The sequence below is a fragment of the Autumnicola edwardsiae genome (assembly GCF_031846505.1).
Taxonomy (GTDB): Bacteria; Bacteroidota; Bacteroidia; order Flavobacteriales; family Flavobacteriaceae; genus Autumnicola; species Autumnicola edwardsiae.
The window spans coordinates 1-16,381 of the sequence record NZ_JAVRHP010000020.1; the positions used below are offsets into that span (position 1 = coordinate 1).

Below are 16,381 nucleotides of genomic sequence, written 5' to 3' on the forward strand. Positions count from 1 at the left end.
TGTTGGCAAAGAAGAAGAATCTGCAAAGGGTTCATCAAAATTCAAGAGAATATTGTTGATATTATCTTTAAGGTCATCTACAGAAATTATAAATTCATGGTGACTACTGCCAATAATATCTGCCACCACCCGGGATTTATCGGTTTCATCAAAAGATTTTTTTTCAAAGCCTACTGAAAAGGTGTCAATTTTATTCTCCTCTTGCTGAGCAAGGGCCAACGAAACAATAGAGGAGTCTACCCCTCCCGAAAGAAAAGTCCCCAAAGGAACATCTGCTACAGACCTGCTTTTCACACTTTCGGTTACGAGATCATGAGTCTGTCTCTTTGCTTCTTCAAAACTTATATCGGGATCAATATTAGTCTGCAATTCATTTTCGATTTCTACAATTTTCGTAGATGAGTTAGAGCAGTCCAATTCCAGGTAATGATTTGGAGGAAGCTTGTGTATGCCTTCGTAGATACTGAAAGGTGCAGGAATATAAGTGAGCTGCAAGTATAGATTAAGGCCTTCTTTAGAGATTTCCGGCTTTTTATCTGCAACAGCCATGATAGACTTCAATTCCGAAGCCCAGAAAATTTTATTTTCAAAATTTGCATAGTAAAGTGGTTTTTCTCCAAAGAAATCCCTTGTTATTAGAAGCTTATTTTTATTTTCATCAAAAATGCTGAAAGCGAACATTCCGTCCAACATTTTGAAGGACGAGGTTCCATGCTGCTCGTATAGTCTTAGGATAACTTCAGTATCTGAAGTAGTGAGAAACTCTACATTTTTTTTTAGTAAATCATTCTTCAGTTGACGGTAATTATATATTTCTCCGTTAAAAACAATTGCTATTTTACCATCTTCAGAAAACATAGGCTGCTTACCTGTGCTAAGGTCTATAATAGATAACCTGCGCATTGCCATACCAATGCTGAACTCCTGTTTTGCTTTTGCATAAAAACCATCTTCATCTGGCCCGCGATGGATGATTTTTCCATTCATTTTAGAAAGTGTCCCGGAGATTTCTTTTTCAGATTTATTCTTTTTAAAAAATACTCCATTAATTCCGCACATAGTAGCTCAAATTTAAAATCGGTAAAGATAATGTTCTTTTAGAGGATAGCTTCTTCCTTAAAAAATATTTAAGAGTATAAGGCTCCTAATTCCTGCATATTCAATGACTGGAAAGCATACTTGTCCTGCATTGCTTTATAATGAACCAAAATTTCCTTTAGATCCTTTATACTCTCTTCGGGATGATCTCCAAAATTATGAGGATGCCACCAAAGATGATAAATTTCGTTCTTTTTTGCAGCTGCTTCTATTTCGTTTTTTATCCTATTTATCTTGGAACTACGCATCAATCTATTTCCTTCTACAGGCCGTAAAAACCGACTCGCCTTTTGTTCTAAAGGCAAATTTACATTTTTCGAAAAAAATGAAGCCGGATATGTTTTTTTTCCGAGATTCACATAAGCATCACCCGTTCTCGCCAATTTATTTACAAGGGAATTGGAAGTAGCATCTTTCCAGTACCAGGAAGATGGATTGGACCTCACATTTTCTATTCCATGCTTTGCACAAATTTGAAGATACTCTTTAGTAAGCTGGTTTCGAGGAAAGACAAGCGATTTTAAATCAATATCCATGCTTTTAGCCACCGAGACTGCTTTTGCTAAATCTTTATCAAAACTTGTGTCAGTCTGCCCTTCTTCCAGGCAGTAATAATGAGAATAGGTATGGGTGGCGAGTTCCTGTCCTTTCGTTCTTGAAATTAGTTTAATAAGTTCCGGAGCAAAGCAAAATTCCTCCGTAGATTTAGATTTTATAGAGGTCCCAAATTTATAAGCAGAAAGCGTTTTCTTCCTGTAGTTTGGAATTTCAGAAGGAATGTTCTCTTCCCATTCTTTCCAGTTTTTATTAAAAAGCATCCCTACTGTTGCCCAAGTAGCGTGAACCTGATATTCCTCGAATAATTTGAGAATTTCAGGAATAATCTCTCTCGTTTGCCAGAAGTATTTTTTCTTAGAATTGTAATCCACAACATCAAATATGCCCCATAAAAGTTCAAAGTCAAGTGAAATTATAATTTTTCCATGCTTGTTCATATCCTCCAATTTTATAGCTTAAGCTTTTTTCCAGAAGAAGGATCAATTCGTTTACCCAATTTCTTTGTAATTCCATGCCATGTTCCATAAAGAAACATCTTCAACTTTGAAAATTTTTCATTTTCTTTTACTACAATGGCCCCTAAAAGAAAAAGCCAACTTCTCATTAATTTATAATATCTTCTCAATGTGGGCTTTCTAACATATAATCTCATGAACATCATGTTCCGCACTTCATAATAGTATTTCCACGTGTGACGGTGATTTTTAATGCGTTCAGTAAAATGTACTCCTTTAGCTGGTTTTACCCATTGAGCTTTAAAATTATATTTTTCCCTGATTCTATAAAGTAAATACTCCGTGTCCTCTGACCAAAAGAAAAAGTCCTTTTTAGGATATCCTACTTTTTTGATTATATCCATAGGAACAAGTACCCCCCACCATCCCGGCTCTTTCCGAAAAACGAAATTCTTTTCTCTGGTATAGGGAAATAATATTTTTTCTTTATCTACAGATTGCATGAGATTTTCTAAACAAGACATAAATGGAAAAAAATCATCATCCATCATCCATACAAATTCCACATCAGTGTTTTCCGCAAAATATTTCACCCCCTCATAAAAACCTCCAGCAGGACCGGTATTTTGGCCTAAAAACAAGGTGTTAATGCCTTCTACACTTCGTAAATAATCTATTGTTCCATCTGTAGAAAAATTATCAACAACTAAAATCTCAGATGGTTTATAGGTCTGATTTAAGACTCTGCAAAGCGTAATTTTCAGTAAATCTATTCTATTATAAGTAAGAATAATTACACCTACTTTATTCATTGGATTTAATTTTAAGCATGAACAGATAACCGCTCTACATTATTTCTCTTCTTTAATCTTCTAGCACGAACTATCCGTTTATATTTTTTTTCAGCCAGGTAGTAATATATTACAAAAAATATATAGTACATAACCATGGATTTCTGTCTGATGATAATACCTAGATTGGACATTACAAAAGTCATAGCAAAAGATGTAGTAAAAAAAACAACAAAACTCATCTTAACTATCGATGGTGATTTTCTAATGAACTTAATAAAATCTTTTTTTAATATTTTTATAAAAAGCAACAGATAAATTAAATTTTCAACTGAAATAACTAAACCCAGCGCACTGGGTGCATCAATAAATAAAGGTCTAAACCAGAATGTAAAAAGTTTTAAAGGTAAGGGGTACGAGGACATGTCTACACCAGAGCCGGCGGAACTTAAATCTTCCGCGTTCTTTGCTGATGCGGCTTGAAAATCTTCAATCAAATTATCTGAGTTTTGGAGACCCATTACTCCCAGTATAGTGTCTTTTAAAATCACTACAGCTCCAAGCATAACAAAAAAGACTCCTGCTTTTTGCCATAAAGGTATCTTTTCTTTTCCACTCATATAGCCCAATGCAGCTCCTATTGCCACAAAAAAGAAAACGTGGGGACGTATATGAAAGATTATTATAGAGGATAGAATAAGCAAGAATAACCGCTTTTGTGGTTTGATAATAGCATATGTAAACATCATTAAGCCAAAAAAGATAAGCGAACCTTTCCCGAAAGAGACAGTCCAGAAATGCATATTAGGAAAAAAAAGAATTAGGTTGAGTAAATTTATTGATTTGAATACAGTAATCTGAATTGGTATTTTCTCTCTTATAAATAAATATGCATACATAAAGCCCAGATAACCGAGCCATGCAAAAGTGACCATAATCATATCATAGTTAAAACCTATTAAATAAAAAGGATAGCCAACAAAATGTATAAAATGAGTATCAGTTCCAAACAGTTCAACCCAACTACCAGCATGGCTACTTATATTATTATAATAACCTTTGGAGTCAGAAGGATTGTTATAGGCATACCAGGTATATACCCCATAAAAAATCAGATGATAAAGAAATAGTAAATTCATCTTCTTTGTAGAGAAGAACTTATGCTTTCTTTTGTAGACACCAAAAATCATTTGGTTTACACCAAAAAATAATAGTATTAAAAATAATACTCCAATCATATCACTTAAAATAACTCCAGGTCTCCAATGCTACTATTCCAATTCTCAATTTGCAGCAACTTCCCTTTCAGGTTTTTCTCAATATAAATCTCCCTAAAGGTAAGCATTGGGCCAAATTTTCCTTTATTAGTGAAATTTAAAGATAATAGCTCAGGAGAAAAACTACAAAATTGCACCCCAAATCTCCACGACATTTTTCGTATAATTCTTTTTATTTTTGCTACTTCTGCTGCAGAATTCAAATAAATACATTCGGCAACTCTTAATTCCCTGAGCTTCCCCCTTCGTTTTACATAAGCTGCCAGATATATGTTTTCTTCAGCATAAACTTCATAAGATTGCAATTGATTTTTTTCATACCGCCAATATAAATATTCTCTGCTTTTGGGTGTAAACAATTTTTTTTCGTGCGCTAATTTTGTGTTCCATCGTTCACAAAGATTTTCTATCTTTTCTTCAGTAGTAATAATTTCCTGATTGTAAGCAAGCTCTATCCGCCCTAATTTCCAAAATGAATTAAACGCTGGCCTCAAACCTACCTCCACATTATCAACCTGCTCCCATCCCATCTTTAAATAACCCGGCCTGCTTTGCTCATTGGGAGTATTAAAAACAAAATTGTCTCCATTCTTTTCAGCTTCCTCCAAAGCTTTCAATGTTAGTTTTTTAAAAATACCCTTACCTTGAAAATTGGGGTGAGTTGCTGTATCTACCGCTCTTAGTGCACAATAAGAAGTAGCTTGCAATTGCCATTGCCACCTCATAAAAGCTCTTACTCCAACAATTTTATTAGCTTCTTCTGCAACCAATACTATAGAAGGTCCAAAGGGATTAGCAACATGTTTATACCTCCAAACATCTTCAGAAACAGGTAAATCTGTTTCTCCCAAGGAAGCTTTAAGTACCTGGATGATGCCAGGAATGTCTTTTTCTTCTGCCTTTCTAATTTCCATTATAAATTTTGAAATATTTTTGTTCAAGACTTCTAACCATTTCAAGTAAACTGAAATTCTGCAAAACTCTTTCCCTGGCAAGTTCCTGTATTTTAACCCTTTTTTCAGGATGCTGAATTAATTTTTTGACATTTTCAGCCAGCATTTCCCAATCTCCCGGCTCACATAAAAGCCCCTCTTTATCATGTCTTACAACTTCTACAACTCCCCCTGCTTTAGTAGAAACTACGGCACATTTCATGCTCATTGCTTCAAGTAAAGCAATAGGTAATCCTTCAAATGCAGAACTTAGCATAAATACATCCATTACTGAGAAATATGGTATTGTGTCTTCCTGTAATCCCGGAAAAACGATCTTTTCGGTAAGGTTTAATTCATCAACAATATCTTTGATTTCTTTTTCTTTAGGTCCTGCTCCAACAAGTATTCCATAAACATCAGGATATTCTTTATGAATTGCATTAAATGCTCTTATCCAATCCAGCAATTTTTTCTGTTCCCTAAATACAGCAATATTTCCAAGAACAAAGCTATCTTCCGGAATCCCAAGGCGTTGCTTTAAGGATTTACCTTTACCAATATCGCGTTGAAAATTGTTCGTATTCACGCCATTCAGAACGGTTTCAACCGGAATTTTGGGGACTATATTTTTTTTAATAGATTCTGTAACATCATTAGATACCCCCAAAGCCATACTTTGAAAATTAAAGGTATATTTATTCACCAATTTCGTAGCCCAGTGATATCTTTCCTGGATGTTATGTTCAGTATATACAACGGGAATTTTTGTTTTTGAAAAAACCCTGCGTCCCAGGAAGCCAGACCATGGTAAATGGCAATGTATAATATCTATTTTTTCTTTATTACAGTAACGCACTACTTCATCTAACTTTTGTATTAACTGCAGGTTATTATTCGCGGTAATACAGCTTACTTTGCCGCCATGCTTTTTGATTATATCTACCATTTGGTCTTTCCAGGGTAGAAAATAGACATAGTGGAATTCAAATTTATTTTGATCGTGTAATGCAAGAGTCTCAGGCAGGAGTACCTCTGCCCCGCCCCTGCCCAACGATTTGATAATATGTAAAACTTTTATTCTCATAATTTATGAAACCCGTACTGAATCAGGAAATTTATAGCAGTTTAATGTAGGAGTCCAGAAACCTGTCTACTAATTTTTCATTTAAATAATCTTCAACCACCAACTTATAAGCGTGCTCTAAAATTCTTTTGTTTTTAGCATTTTCTTCCAAAGCCTGCAGAATAGCTTCAGCAAAATCATCAATATTACCTTCTTTTACCAAATAACCTGTGTCTTTGGTTATTATTTCACTTACCCCGCCCACATTATAAGCCACAGACAAGGTTTGATACAACATTGCCTCCAGCAGTACAGCCGGCAAGCCCTCAATCAGGCTTGGTAGTACTAAAACATCTGCTTTTTTTATATACGGATATGGATAATTTGATTCTCCATGAATTACTACAACACCATCAAGGTCATACTCCTTGATTGATTTAATAATATTTGCCTTTAAAGGGCCATCTCCTATAAGGTGTAAAACTGCATCAGGATTTCTACTATGAACCTTTTTAAATACCATAAGTAATCCGGCATGATTTTTTTCCTGTGTAAAAGAGCCTATATGCAGAATGTTCTTTTTTTGTTTATCAAAAGGAACATTATTTTCTTCTTCAGATGAAATTTCATTGGGTTCTATACCAATAGGAATAACCGTACTTTTTTGCCGGGTAAAAGGATAAAAGCTGTTAATATCTTTTTTTGAAGCCTGTGAAACTGAAAGTATATAATCTGTTCTTTTTAGGAGAAAAGAATTAAGTTTTTTGGAAAAGTTATTCTTTACATAAAAACTGGAAGCACTGGCATTCCTGAAAATCACAGGCACATCCCATCTAAAAACAAGCTTTGAAAATATAGCATATTTAAGAGTGTCTGCCGCGTTAGCCTGAATTATATCAGGTTTAAACTGCCTGACAATTTGAGCCAGTTTTTTCCATCCTGCTAAATCATAATATCTATAGGATTCGGCCCTGTTCAAACTGTAAAGCTGTTTTTTAAATGGTAAAATAGCATCTCCTTCATAGATACTATAAATCTTTACCTTATGACCTTTATTAAGAAGGTGATTTGATAACTGACTTGCAAAGATTTCAGCTCCTCTATATTGTTTTTTCTGAATTATCTGCAGAATACGTAAACATGAGCGGTTACCACCTATTAAATTTCTGTAAAGTGTTTCAAATTTACCGGCATTTCTCACCGGGTTAAAATCTTTCACTACCAACCCATAAGCATTTCTACCCAATCTATTACTTAGCTCATCATTCTCTGTAAGTTCAATTATCCTCTTCTTAAATTCTTCTTTATTAAAATCTTTAATAATAAATCCTGTTTGATTATTATTTAAAACTTCTCTTACACCCCCAACATCTGTTGCTATAGATGGAATACATTGGGTTGCTGCCTCCAGGATAACACCGGGAACTCCTTCTACCTTGCTCGACAGAACAAAAAGATCTGCCCCGGCCAGAAGTTCAGGAATATCTTTCCGGAAACCCATAAAATAAATGGTATTCTCAAGTTCTCTTTTTACAACTTCTTCTTTAAGTTCTTCGAATAAAATTCCTGTTCCAACGCATACCAGTTTAATATCCGGATATTTCAATTTCAAATCTGAAAAAATATCAAATAAAAAAATGTGGTTTTTCTCAATGCTAAAATTACCAATATGCATGGCTATTTTATCTGATTCCATCAGACCCAATTCCCTTTTCAATTGCTCGCGGGCTTTATTCTTCTCAATTTCCTTTAAAGGAATCCCCCTTCTTATAACAGAGGTTTGACTGGAAGGGTAATTGAAGGTTTTGACAAAATCTGCCACTGCTTCTTCTCCTACCGAAGAAACATGTGCGACTCTTTTAAATAAATTCCTATAAATTATTTTTTTTGGACCATCAGGAACCCATTCACTAATCATGCTGATATTTCGATACAGAATAGGAATGCCAGGAACAAAAAATGAAGCTGAAACCATATATTTTAAGGTATCCGATCCATTACATTGAATAACATCTGGTTTTACTTCTTTAACAAGTGAAACCAGCTTTTTAACCAATAACAGGGAAAATATCTTTGTATTTTCTATTAGATCAATATTCTGTGCCCGGTCTAACTGCAGAATGTTTCCTTTATTTTTATACAATCCTACAAAAATAATTTCGTGGCCCAGGTTTATTAATTCCTCGCTTAAATTAGCAGCAAAAACCTCTGCTCCCCTGTACTGCCTTTTGGTGACCAATTGAAGGATTTTCATTGTCTAATGCTTTAAAAGGCTTTTATACATGGCCAACATTTCCTTATTTATTTTCTCCATTCTGAAAGACTGCTGAAATCTTTGATAAGAATACTGACCCAATTCTTCCCTAAGCTTCTTGTCCTTATACAATTTCAGAATATTTTCAGCAAGTGCCTCGAAATCCCCGGGCGCTGAAAATAATGCTCCTTTCTCGTCTCCCACAACTTCCTTTAAAACTGGTATATTTGAACAGGCGCAAGGCAACCTTGCTGAAAAAGCTTCTATTAAGGCTCCTCCCAAACCTTCATAATAGCTAGGAAAAACAAAAGCATGAGCAGTAGCAAGTCGCTTTTCTACATCGTCAACAAATCCGGGAAAATTTACCTGATTTTCAAGATGGTTTTTCTTTACAAAATCTTCAAGTATTTCAGTATAATGCCCTGGCCGTCCCAGTAACATAAAATTGATATCTGAAACTCCTTTACTATCTCTTAAATGTTTCAGCGCTTTTAAAATATCTATTTGGCCTTTTGCAAACTCCTGCCTGCCAGAATTAACAATTAGGAATTCATCAGCCTTTTTTACACTTCCTGAATAAGAATTCTCATATCTCCCTCTATGAATGATCTTATAATTTTCTTTTATATGAAATAGCGGCTTATAATGCTCAAGTACTTCGTGCGTTATGGAATGGTAAAATATATTTTTAGAAAACCTGGCAGACCAAATATCTAGTTGTTTTGCTATTTGGGATTTGTACCATGGGAGTTTGGCATCTTTCTTCCGCTCCACTGAATAGGGTGTATTTACAAGGCTCTGAATTATTTTAATTTTCCTGTTTTTTATCCTGATACCCCTTGCAACAAGATTTGATTGTGTAAGTACAGAGTGAACAATGTCAGGGTTCTCTTTATTTATAAGTTCATTAAGAAATATTATTTTTGAATAGTAACTATTTTTTCCTGCGTAAAAAATTACTGGTATACCTACTGATGCTACTTCTTCCTCCAATCCTATCTTCCGTCTTTCCAGGCATACAAATTTTATTGTTATGCTGTTTTGCTGGAAAAGAAATTTAGCAAATTCGACCATGGAACGTTCGGCGCCACCTGCCCCAAGCGAATTTATTAGTACAAATACCTTCATGATTACATTCAAAAATTACGAAAATAGTTTTATTTAGAAGAAAAACCCCTAACGGTATCTTAAATTCAAAGACGCCCTTCAAGATCGCCACTGGAAAAAAGGATGTGAGATGTAATTTCTTTTTGATCTTCTTTATAAACCACTACAGATTCCTGGCGTTTAAAAGAAATTACCGGACGCAAAGCTAACATCTTATTATTATCTAAATAATGTATGAGACAGGTATTGTTTTTAGCTGCCAATCCTCTTATCACTTCCTGAAGAGATTCCTGCCGCCCTATGTAATCTATCAATAACAGGATTTTTACTCCTTTTACTTTTTTTATTTTGTAAATAATGTAGCCGCTGCTTTGCTTATACTTAAAAGAGGCTTTTTTATAGACCGCTGCCGCATACCTCCATCTCAAATATTCCTTCGTGTAATTCGTGGTCCATTTAGGCGAGGGAAAAAGTGCCTTTACATCCAACTCTTCAGTTTTTACGGTTTCTAAGGAATAACTTTTAGAGCTTAATAATGGAAAAACAACTGCGAACCTATAAGAAAGCCTGCCTTTAGATTTTTGCCAGCCCATTTTTAAATAACCGGGAAAGCTATTATTATTTGGGGTATTAAAAATCAAATCATATCTATCCCTACATTTTTCAAGGCCATCTAACGTAAGCTTTTTAAAAATACCTTTACCTCTGTACTCCGGATGGGTGATTGTATCTACCGGCCTTATAGCTTTAACCACTTTCCCATCCCTTGCAAACTCCCAGAACATGAACATACGTACACCAACAATCTTACCCTCATCGCATGCAAGTAAACCATAAGATTTCCCAAATGGATTTTTTATATGCTTCCAGATAAAATGCTCTTTGTTGTTGGTATCACTAAGGCTTGTAAGCAAAAGATCTGCAATTTCCGGAATATCCCTAGCATAGTCTATTTCCCTAAATTCTAACATTAATTATAATTTTGTGATGGCTATCTTAAAGACATTATTTTTGAATGTAATCCTGAAACTTTTACTTTAAACTCATTAAGCTCGGTATCTGCATCCACTCTTATTCTCGAGATGCGCAAAGGGTTAATTTTATTTTTATTAATTTGATGATCAAATAGAAAAGCCATTTCCACACCTTTTTCTTTTAATATTTTTTCACTTTTAGCATCCCAATTACCATTGGGATAAGCAAAAAAAGGATAACCTTCTAAATCCCATTTTTTAAAAAGTGATTTGGTCGCTTCCAGCTCCTGTTCAATTTCCTGTTTTGTGCAATTATTAATCATAGGATGTGTATGAGTATGGTTACCTATGACCATCTTTTTAGATTGTAAGATCTGCAATTCAGCACTTTTTAATTGTCTGCTTTCTGCTTTTTCCAAATTATTTAAATATTCCATTCTTTCTTTGTTTGGAATATTCTTCAGAGAATTCACTTTTTCCCTAGCTTCCTTATAACTTCTTCCTTTTTTCTCATAGATTTTCTCAACCCACCTACACCAAAATGTATTTGAAGAATCAATCAAATCTGTTATTACAAATAGTACAGACGGAAGATCATATTTTTCTAAAACCGAGAGTCCATTTTCTAACACAGAAATATCACCGTCGTCAAAAGTAATTAGTACTGCACGGGATGGCAATGATTTCCCAATAAAAATATGTTGATACAAGTCTTTAATACTTATAACATTATAATTTTTTATAAGATATTGAATCTGGCCGTCAAATTTCTCTGAACTTGGAACGGTGTGGTAAGCGAGAACCCGCAAATTTGTGTTAGCTGAAAACAAAAAAGATCCTGTTTGACTTAGAAGAGAATACAAGAAAGGCCTTTGTTTCATAAAGTAAGAATGATTTTATAAGAAAAATATAGCGCGATTAATTCCTATCTTAGAAATTCCAAAAATAGCCATTGCAAAGGTGGAAAAATTATAATATTTGTTAAACTTGCATTCTCGTTTGACCTTGGAAACATGTAAAGGGCCCTAAACCTATTTAATATATATCAATTTATGTCTAAAATATTATACATCTGCTACAGGAATAAAACAATAGATAAGAGTACCATCAAAAAAGTAAAGAAAATAAGCGACAGCATTGTCCCTAATGATATTGAAGTAAAACCCATTAAAATTTTTGCCGAGGAAAATATAATCTACTCAATTGTCAATCCTCATCCAGATATTATAAGCAAAGGAAGTTCTATTGTACTTGGGAACTTTTTCGAGAACATCCCAGACTGGGAGAAAACCACTAGTCACCAACCTGATGGAAATTACGTGATGTTTCGTGCTAATTCTATGAAACTTGAAGTACTTACTGATTTTCTGGGAAGTCGGAATGTATGGTATTATTTTGATGATCATATGATTGTGCTGTCTTCATCACAAAAAGCTATAGTTAGTTTTTTAGGAGACTTCCATTTTGATCCTAGGGTGATACCCTGGATGATCTCGACAGGTACATTGGGGAGGTATGGGTGGGATCAAAGAATAAAAAAAATATCTCCGAATGGTAAAGTAATAATTGATAGAAAAAGATGGCAATTACAGGAATTAGCCGAGTCAATACAATTTCATCCCTCACCTCTACCCAAAAAAAATTATAAAAACCTTTTAGAAACGGCTCTTCTAGATACATTTAAGAATCTAAATGCTATCACTTCACTTAAAAATTGGGCAGTCACTTTATCAGGAGGTCATGATAGTAGAGGAATATTATTGTTGCTTAGTAATACTACGAAAAATAAGAGCATACGGACAATTACCTGGGGAACTAAAAATTCTCTTCTTGATCCATCCAGCGACTCAGCAATTTCAAAAAAATTGTCTAATATAATGGGAACTAAACATACTTTCTATGATACCCAAAAAACTAAGGAATCAATGGAAATGATTATTGAAAGGTTCTTAATAAATGGAGAGGGAGAAATAGATCACCTCGCTGGTTATTTAGATGGTTTTCTTCTTTGGAAGAATATGTGGGAGAATGGAATAACAGGAATAATTCGCGGAGATGAAGTTTTTGGATATAGTAAGGTAAATTCTCCATTAATGGTCAAAAAAGTAGTCGGTTTGACTTTGTGCCAAGATTACAAAAATTTAAAAAAATATCCTTATATCCAAGCACTTGAACAAAAAATACCCGATGATCTAGTTAGGAGAGATAAAGAATCTTTGTCTTTATGGAGAGATAGAATTTACCAAGGATATCGCATTCCAACAACTATCTCTGCTCTTGCTGATTTAAAGTATTCTTATGTGGAACAAATAAATCCATTTCTATCAAAGAAAATAGTAAAAATTGTCCGTCAAATTCCTGATAATTTACGAACAAATAAAAAGCTGTTCAGGGCCATAATGAAAAAGTATGACATTAAGGTACCTTATGCAAGTAAAAGTTCTAACGCTTCTTTACTTCACTTACTAAGAGATGAAAGAATAGTGGCAATACTTCGCTTAGAACTAGAGTCAGAATATGCTACTAAAATTTTTCCCAGTTCTTTTCTCTCTGAAATTAATTCAAATTTAAATACAGAAAATGATTCAAACCAGAACATCTCTAAATCTAATAAAATCTCTAGATTAAAAGCAATCTTGCCTATTGGCTTAAAAAGAGCTTTAACCCACAACAAATATTTATCCTTGGATAATAATCATTTAGCTTTCAGAATTTTTATCATTTGTAGAATTCATAGATATATGCAAGAAAAAAATTGATAATTTTACGGTTATAAACCAGCTTATTCTTTTTTCATAATTTCTCGTGTATGTCCAAGATAATCTATGTATGTTTTCGCAATAGAGGAAAAGCACAACCTTCAGAAAAAAGGTTAAAAAAAATATGTGATAATATTATTAATACAGATAATATTACCCCTAACCCCTCCTATACTTTCTCTTCTGAAAGTGTGACCTGTGGCATTGCTAATCCTACTGGCACCATAAAAATAAACCAAAAAAATATCCTTCTCGGCAGTCTTTTAAATAATAATGAGAGTTGGGAAAAGGTAGATGTTGATTTCCCAGATGGCAATTATGCGATTTTCCGACAACATGAGGAAATATTAGAGGCAGTATCAGACCGGCTGGGAACGAGAAGCATCTGGTACTATAAAGACGACGAGCAAATCATTCTTGCAACTTCTCAAAGAGCAATAATAAACTATCTGGGGGACTTTCAATTGGAAGAAAAAATCATACCCTGGATAATAGCTACAGGCAATTCAAGTTTTTATTCCTGGGATAAAAGAATTTCCCTTTTACCCCCCTACAGTTCTATTTTTTTCAACAAAGAAACATGGAAATTTAAAATCAAAGAAAGAAAAATTACTAAAAAAGAACAACGGGATTTTTCCGAATCAGAATACAAGAAACTGTTAAGACAAAGCCTTGATGAAACCTTTTCAGAATACTATTTAGATTTCAATAAATGGGCCTTATCACTTTCAGGAGGGCACGATTGCCGGGGCATTCTTGCATTTTTAAGTAGAAATAAAACTTCAACTATCAATTTAAAGACAGTTACCTGGGGAGGCATAAATGAAGAAAAACTAAGAGGCAGCGATGCACATATTGCAAAGAAAACAGCCAACTACTATGAGACACAACATCATTACTATAATTTAAATCACTCAAATGAAAAAGCTAAGACGGTTATTGAGAGATTCCTAAAAAATGGTGAAGGCCGCATAGATCACCTTACGGGATATTTGGACGGTTTCGAAATGTGGAAGAATATTTTTGAGGATAAAATTGAAGGTCTAATCCGAGGCAATATACTTTTCAGTAATATTTCCGCTTCTTCAGAATACGAAATTCGAAACTTCATGGGACTTTCACTTCTTTCTGAATTTACGAATCTTAAAAAATATACATATCTACAAAAACTTAAACACAACCTCCCAGAACATATTAAACTCCAAAATAATGAAAATCTCTCAGTTTATCGAGACCGACTGTTGCTGCAATATCGCATTCCTATTGTACAAGCTGCACTGGCTGATTTAAAATTTCCTTATGTAGAAGAATTCAATCCTCTTTTGACCAATCGCTTAATAGATCTTACACAGATGATACCCGATAATCTACGTAATAATAAAACGATTTTCAAAGAAATCGTGGAATCTATTGATCCAGAAAAAGAATATGCTCACAGAAGCGGCACCAGTTCAAAAAAACAATTTTTGAAAAGAAAAGATTTTACTACTTTGGTAAAAGAAGAATTTAAAGTAGCAAATGCTAAAAACATTTTTCCAAAATCTTTTTTAGAAGAAATACTTCATGATTTAAAAGCCTCTGAAAATCAGAAAAAGTCTCCATTTCTATTTTTGAAGGCTTATATAATACATTTTGTTCGTCGTCTTCTACCTAATTATACAAAAAAGAAAATTTCGAAGATTGTCAACAAACCTAAAAATTTAGATATTTTTACTCTTGCTTTTAGAGTTACAATTATTTGTATGATGACACGAATAATCGAAAATGATTTAAAGAACAAATCCTAAAGAATACTTATATAAGTAAAATGTATCCTCTCTCAGTTCTGTAAATAATAGTTAACCTGAAATATCGCTTTTAATATAATTGAAAGCGTAATAATAGGAATTTTCTTTAATGTGATTGTCCTTCAAAAATTTGGTAGTGTAATCATTATATTTTTGATGATCAAATGAAAGAACCGGGATGGGAGCACTCTTTTTAGCTTCCATTGGATAAGATTGAAAACCCAGTTTTTCTTCAAAAAAGTGCATGTATTTCCCCATAAGCTGCCGCATGATGTAGTTTTCCTTCATCAAAACCACAGGTTTCTTATAGTAGATAGCCCAGCCAAGAGCAGTACTGCTATGAGCAAAGACAATTTTTGAATCCCGGATTAATTCATGAGTCACTCCTATAAAAGTTCTGTAATTTTTAAAACTTTGGTCAATTTCATCTTTAAATTTTACTGCATCAGGATGAAGAGCAATTATAATTTCATCCAATTCCAATTTTTCTTGTAGATGTTGCAATGTTGCTATTAGCCTCTCGTAATAATAATCCTTATATCCTTCAGGAGGAGTTTCCTGTTTTATTCCAGAATGTAATATTGTCTGGTAAGGCATCATCTGGTCAAGAAATACTCCCACTCTTTTATTAGTATCAAAGAGTGAAGGTTTATTTTCTAAAGTATGATTAATATCATCGGAATGCACCACAATTCGATTCTTCCTTTTAACGCTAAAAAAGATTTTACTTGGAATAAGATTGCTTGTACTGCATAAAAAGTAATCAGGAATAAAGAATCCATACCTGCGTCTATAGTATTGTTTGAATAGATGAAGAGGTAAGATCTTATCTGCTTTTCTGACTATCTTATCTGTAAATTTTCTTACTGGATTGGAAGGAATATGAACAGAAGAAAATCTCTTGGTGTGGTAAGACAATACTTTATCCTTTTTTCTAACCAAAATATTCAAAACCGGGGCTGCAAACTGCAAATATTGATCAAAACTTACATAAAGCACAGGTGCAGCAGGAAGTCGCTCTCTAAAAGCTTTAAAATCTTCCAGAGAATTACATTTTTTTGTATTTTCAAGGATAAGCTTATCTGTTGCTGTTGGCTTATTGTTATAGTGCGCTGTGGCATCTAAAAAAATAAAATCGTATGCCTCTTCCTTTAATCTGTCCAGCTGAAAAATTCGTCTATGAGCGTTTCGCAAAATATTAGGACAAAAAAATATGACAGTCATAAAAAGAAATTATTAATTTTCAATTTGTTTAAAAATCTTCTTAAATTAATATTTACGTAGGCGTCCCTAAAATTTAACATCAGATAACCCATTAAAAAA

13 protein-coding genes are annotated in these 16,381 nt (G+C 33.7%); 2 read left to right on the forward strand and 11 right to left on the reverse strand.

Features of this window, described 5'->3' with window-relative positions; all coding sequences use genetic code 11:
- From asnB to RM529_RS05740, 10 genes are all read right to left on the reverse strand, one after another.
- The coding region (asnB, locus tag RM529_RS05695; RefSeq protein WP_311483789.1) for an asparagine synthase (glutamine-hydrolyzing) at nucleotides 1–1,059 on the reverse strand (1,059 nt) is incomplete at its 3' end.
- A gap of 68 nt (nucleotides 1,060–1,127) precedes the next feature.
- Nucleotides 1,128–2,093: a polysaccharide deacetylase family protein gene (locus tag RM529_RS05700; RefSeq protein ID WP_311483790.1), complete on the reverse strand. Its 966-nt coding sequence runs from the start codon at nucleotides 2,091–2,093 to the stop codon at nucleotides 1,128–1,130.
- Nucleotides 2,094–2,104: 11 nt separating this feature from the next.
- On the reverse strand, nucleotides 2,105–2,923 hold the full coding sequence (locus tag RM529_RS05705) for a glycosyltransferase family 2 protein (protein ID WP_311483791.1): 819 nt from the start codon (nucleotides 2,921–2,923) through the stop codon (nucleotides 2,105–2,107).
- A gap of 11 nt (nucleotides 2,924–2,934) precedes the next feature.
- A complete protein-coding gene (locus RM529_RS05710; RefSeq protein ID WP_311483792.1) occupies nucleotides 2,935–4,140 on the reverse strand; it encodes a hypothetical protein in 1,206 nt (401 codons plus the stop codon).
- A gap of 5 nt (nucleotides 4,141–4,145) precedes the next feature.
- Nucleotides 4,146–5,093: a GNAT family N-acetyltransferase gene (locus RM529_RS05715; protein WP_311483793.1), complete on the reverse strand. Its 948-nt coding sequence runs from the start codon at nucleotides 5,091–5,093 to the stop codon at nucleotides 4,146–4,148.
- Entirely contained in the window at nucleotides 5,083–6,198 is a 1,116-nt protein-coding gene (locus RM529_RS05720; protein WP_311483794.1) for a glycosyltransferase, read from the reverse strand. Before RM529_RS05720 ends, RM529_RS05715 begins: the two co-directional genes overlap by 11 nt.
- A 31-nt stretch (nucleotides 6,199–6,229) precedes the next feature.
- Nucleotides 6,230–8,431: a glycosyltransferase gene (locus RM529_RS05725; protein ID WP_311483795.1), complete on the reverse strand. Its 2,202-nt coding sequence runs from the start codon at nucleotides 8,429–8,431 to the stop codon at nucleotides 6,230–6,232.
- Nucleotides 8,432–8,434: 3 nt separating this feature from the next.
- The gene (locus tag RM529_RS05730; protein ID WP_311483796.1) at nucleotides 8,435–9,559 is read right to left on the reverse strand and encodes a glycosyltransferase family 4 protein; all 1,125 of its coding nucleotides are present in this window, start codon (nucleotides 9,557–9,559) and stop codon (nucleotides 8,435–8,437) included.
- Nucleotides 9,560–9,624: 65 nt separating this feature from the next.
- On the reverse strand, nucleotides 9,625–10,509 hold the full coding sequence (locus tag RM529_RS05735) for a GNAT family N-acetyltransferase (RefSeq protein ID WP_311483797.1): 885 nt from the start codon (nucleotides 10,507–10,509) through the stop codon (nucleotides 9,625–9,627).
- A 20-nt stretch (nucleotides 10,510–10,529) separates the two neighbouring features.
- Nucleotides 10,530–11,342, reverse strand: coding sequence for a polysaccharide deacetylase family protein (locus RM529_RS05740; protein ID WP_311483798.1), 813 nt, complete (start codon nucleotides 11,340–11,342; stop codon nucleotides 10,530–10,532).
- Between the two features lie 222 nt (nucleotides 11,343–11,564).
- Here RM529_RS05740 and RM529_RS05745 point away from each other — a divergent pair, with 222 nt between their 5' ends.
- Together RM529_RS05745 and RM529_RS05750 are read left to right on the forward strand one after the other, a co-directional pair.
- Nucleotides 11,565–13,271 carry an asparagine synthetase B family protein gene (locus tag RM529_RS05745; protein WP_311483799.1) on the forward strand — a complete coding sequence of 569 codons (1,707 nt, stop codon included), beginning with the start codon at nucleotides 11,565–11,567 and terminating at the stop codon, nucleotides 13,269–13,271.
- A gap of 464 nt (nucleotides 13,272–13,735) precedes the next feature.
- On the forward strand, nucleotides 13,736–15,058 hold the full coding sequence (locus RM529_RS05750) for a hypothetical protein (RefSeq protein ID WP_311483800.1): 1,323 nt from the start codon (nucleotides 13,736–13,738) through the stop codon (nucleotides 15,056–15,058).
- A 51-nt stretch (nucleotides 15,059–15,109) separates the two neighbouring features.
- On the opposite strand, the gene RM529_RS05755 is transcribed toward RM529_RS05750, so the two are convergent.
- Nucleotides 15,110–16,282, reverse strand: coding sequence for a hypothetical protein (locus RM529_RS05755; protein ID WP_311483801.1), 1,173 nt, complete (start codon nucleotides 16,280–16,282; stop codon nucleotides 15,110–15,112).
- Nucleotides 16,283–16,381 lie beyond the last annotated feature (99 nt).

Excerpts from the sequence above, each read along its gene's own strand:
- RM529_RS05700 (WP_311483790.1), bottom strand. The coding sequence starts at position 2,093 with ATGAACAAGCATGGAAAAATTATAATTTCACTTGACTTTGAACTTTTA.
- RM529_RS05705 (WP_311483791.1), bottom strand. The coding sequence starts at position 2,923 with ATGAATAAAGTAGGTGTAATTATTCTTACTTATAATAGAATAGATTTA.
- RM529_RS05710 (WP_311483792.1), bottom strand. The coding sequence starts at position 4,140 with ATGATTGGAGTATTATTTTTAATACTATTATTTTTTGGTGTAAACCAA.
- RM529_RS05715 (WP_311483793.1), bottom strand. The coding sequence starts at position 5,093 with ATGGAAATTAGAAAGGCAGAAGAAAAAGACATTCCTGGCATCATCCAG.
- RM529_RS05720 (WP_311483794.1), bottom strand. The coding sequence starts at position 6,198 with ATGAGAATAAAAGTTTTACATATTATCAAATCGTTGGGCAGGGGCGGG.
- RM529_RS05725 (WP_311483795.1), bottom strand. The coding sequence starts at position 8,431 with ATGAAAATCCTTCAATTGGTCACCAAAAGGCAGTACAGGGGAGCAGAG.
- RM529_RS05730 (WP_311483796.1), bottom strand. The coding sequence starts at position 9,559 with ATGAAGGTATTTGTACTAATAAATTCGCTTGGGGCAGGTGGCGCCGAA.
- RM529_RS05735 (WP_311483797.1), bottom strand. The coding sequence starts at position 10,509 with ATGTTAGAATTTAGGGAAATAGACTATGCTAGGGATATTCCGGAAATT.
- RM529_RS05745 (WP_311483799.1), top strand. The coding sequence starts at position 11,565 with ATGTCTAAAATATTATACATCTGCTACAGGAATAAAACAATAGATAAG.
- RM529_RS05755 (WP_311483801.1), bottom strand. The coding sequence starts at position 16,282 with ATGACTGTCATATTTTTTTGTCCTAATATTTTGCGAAACGCTCATAGA.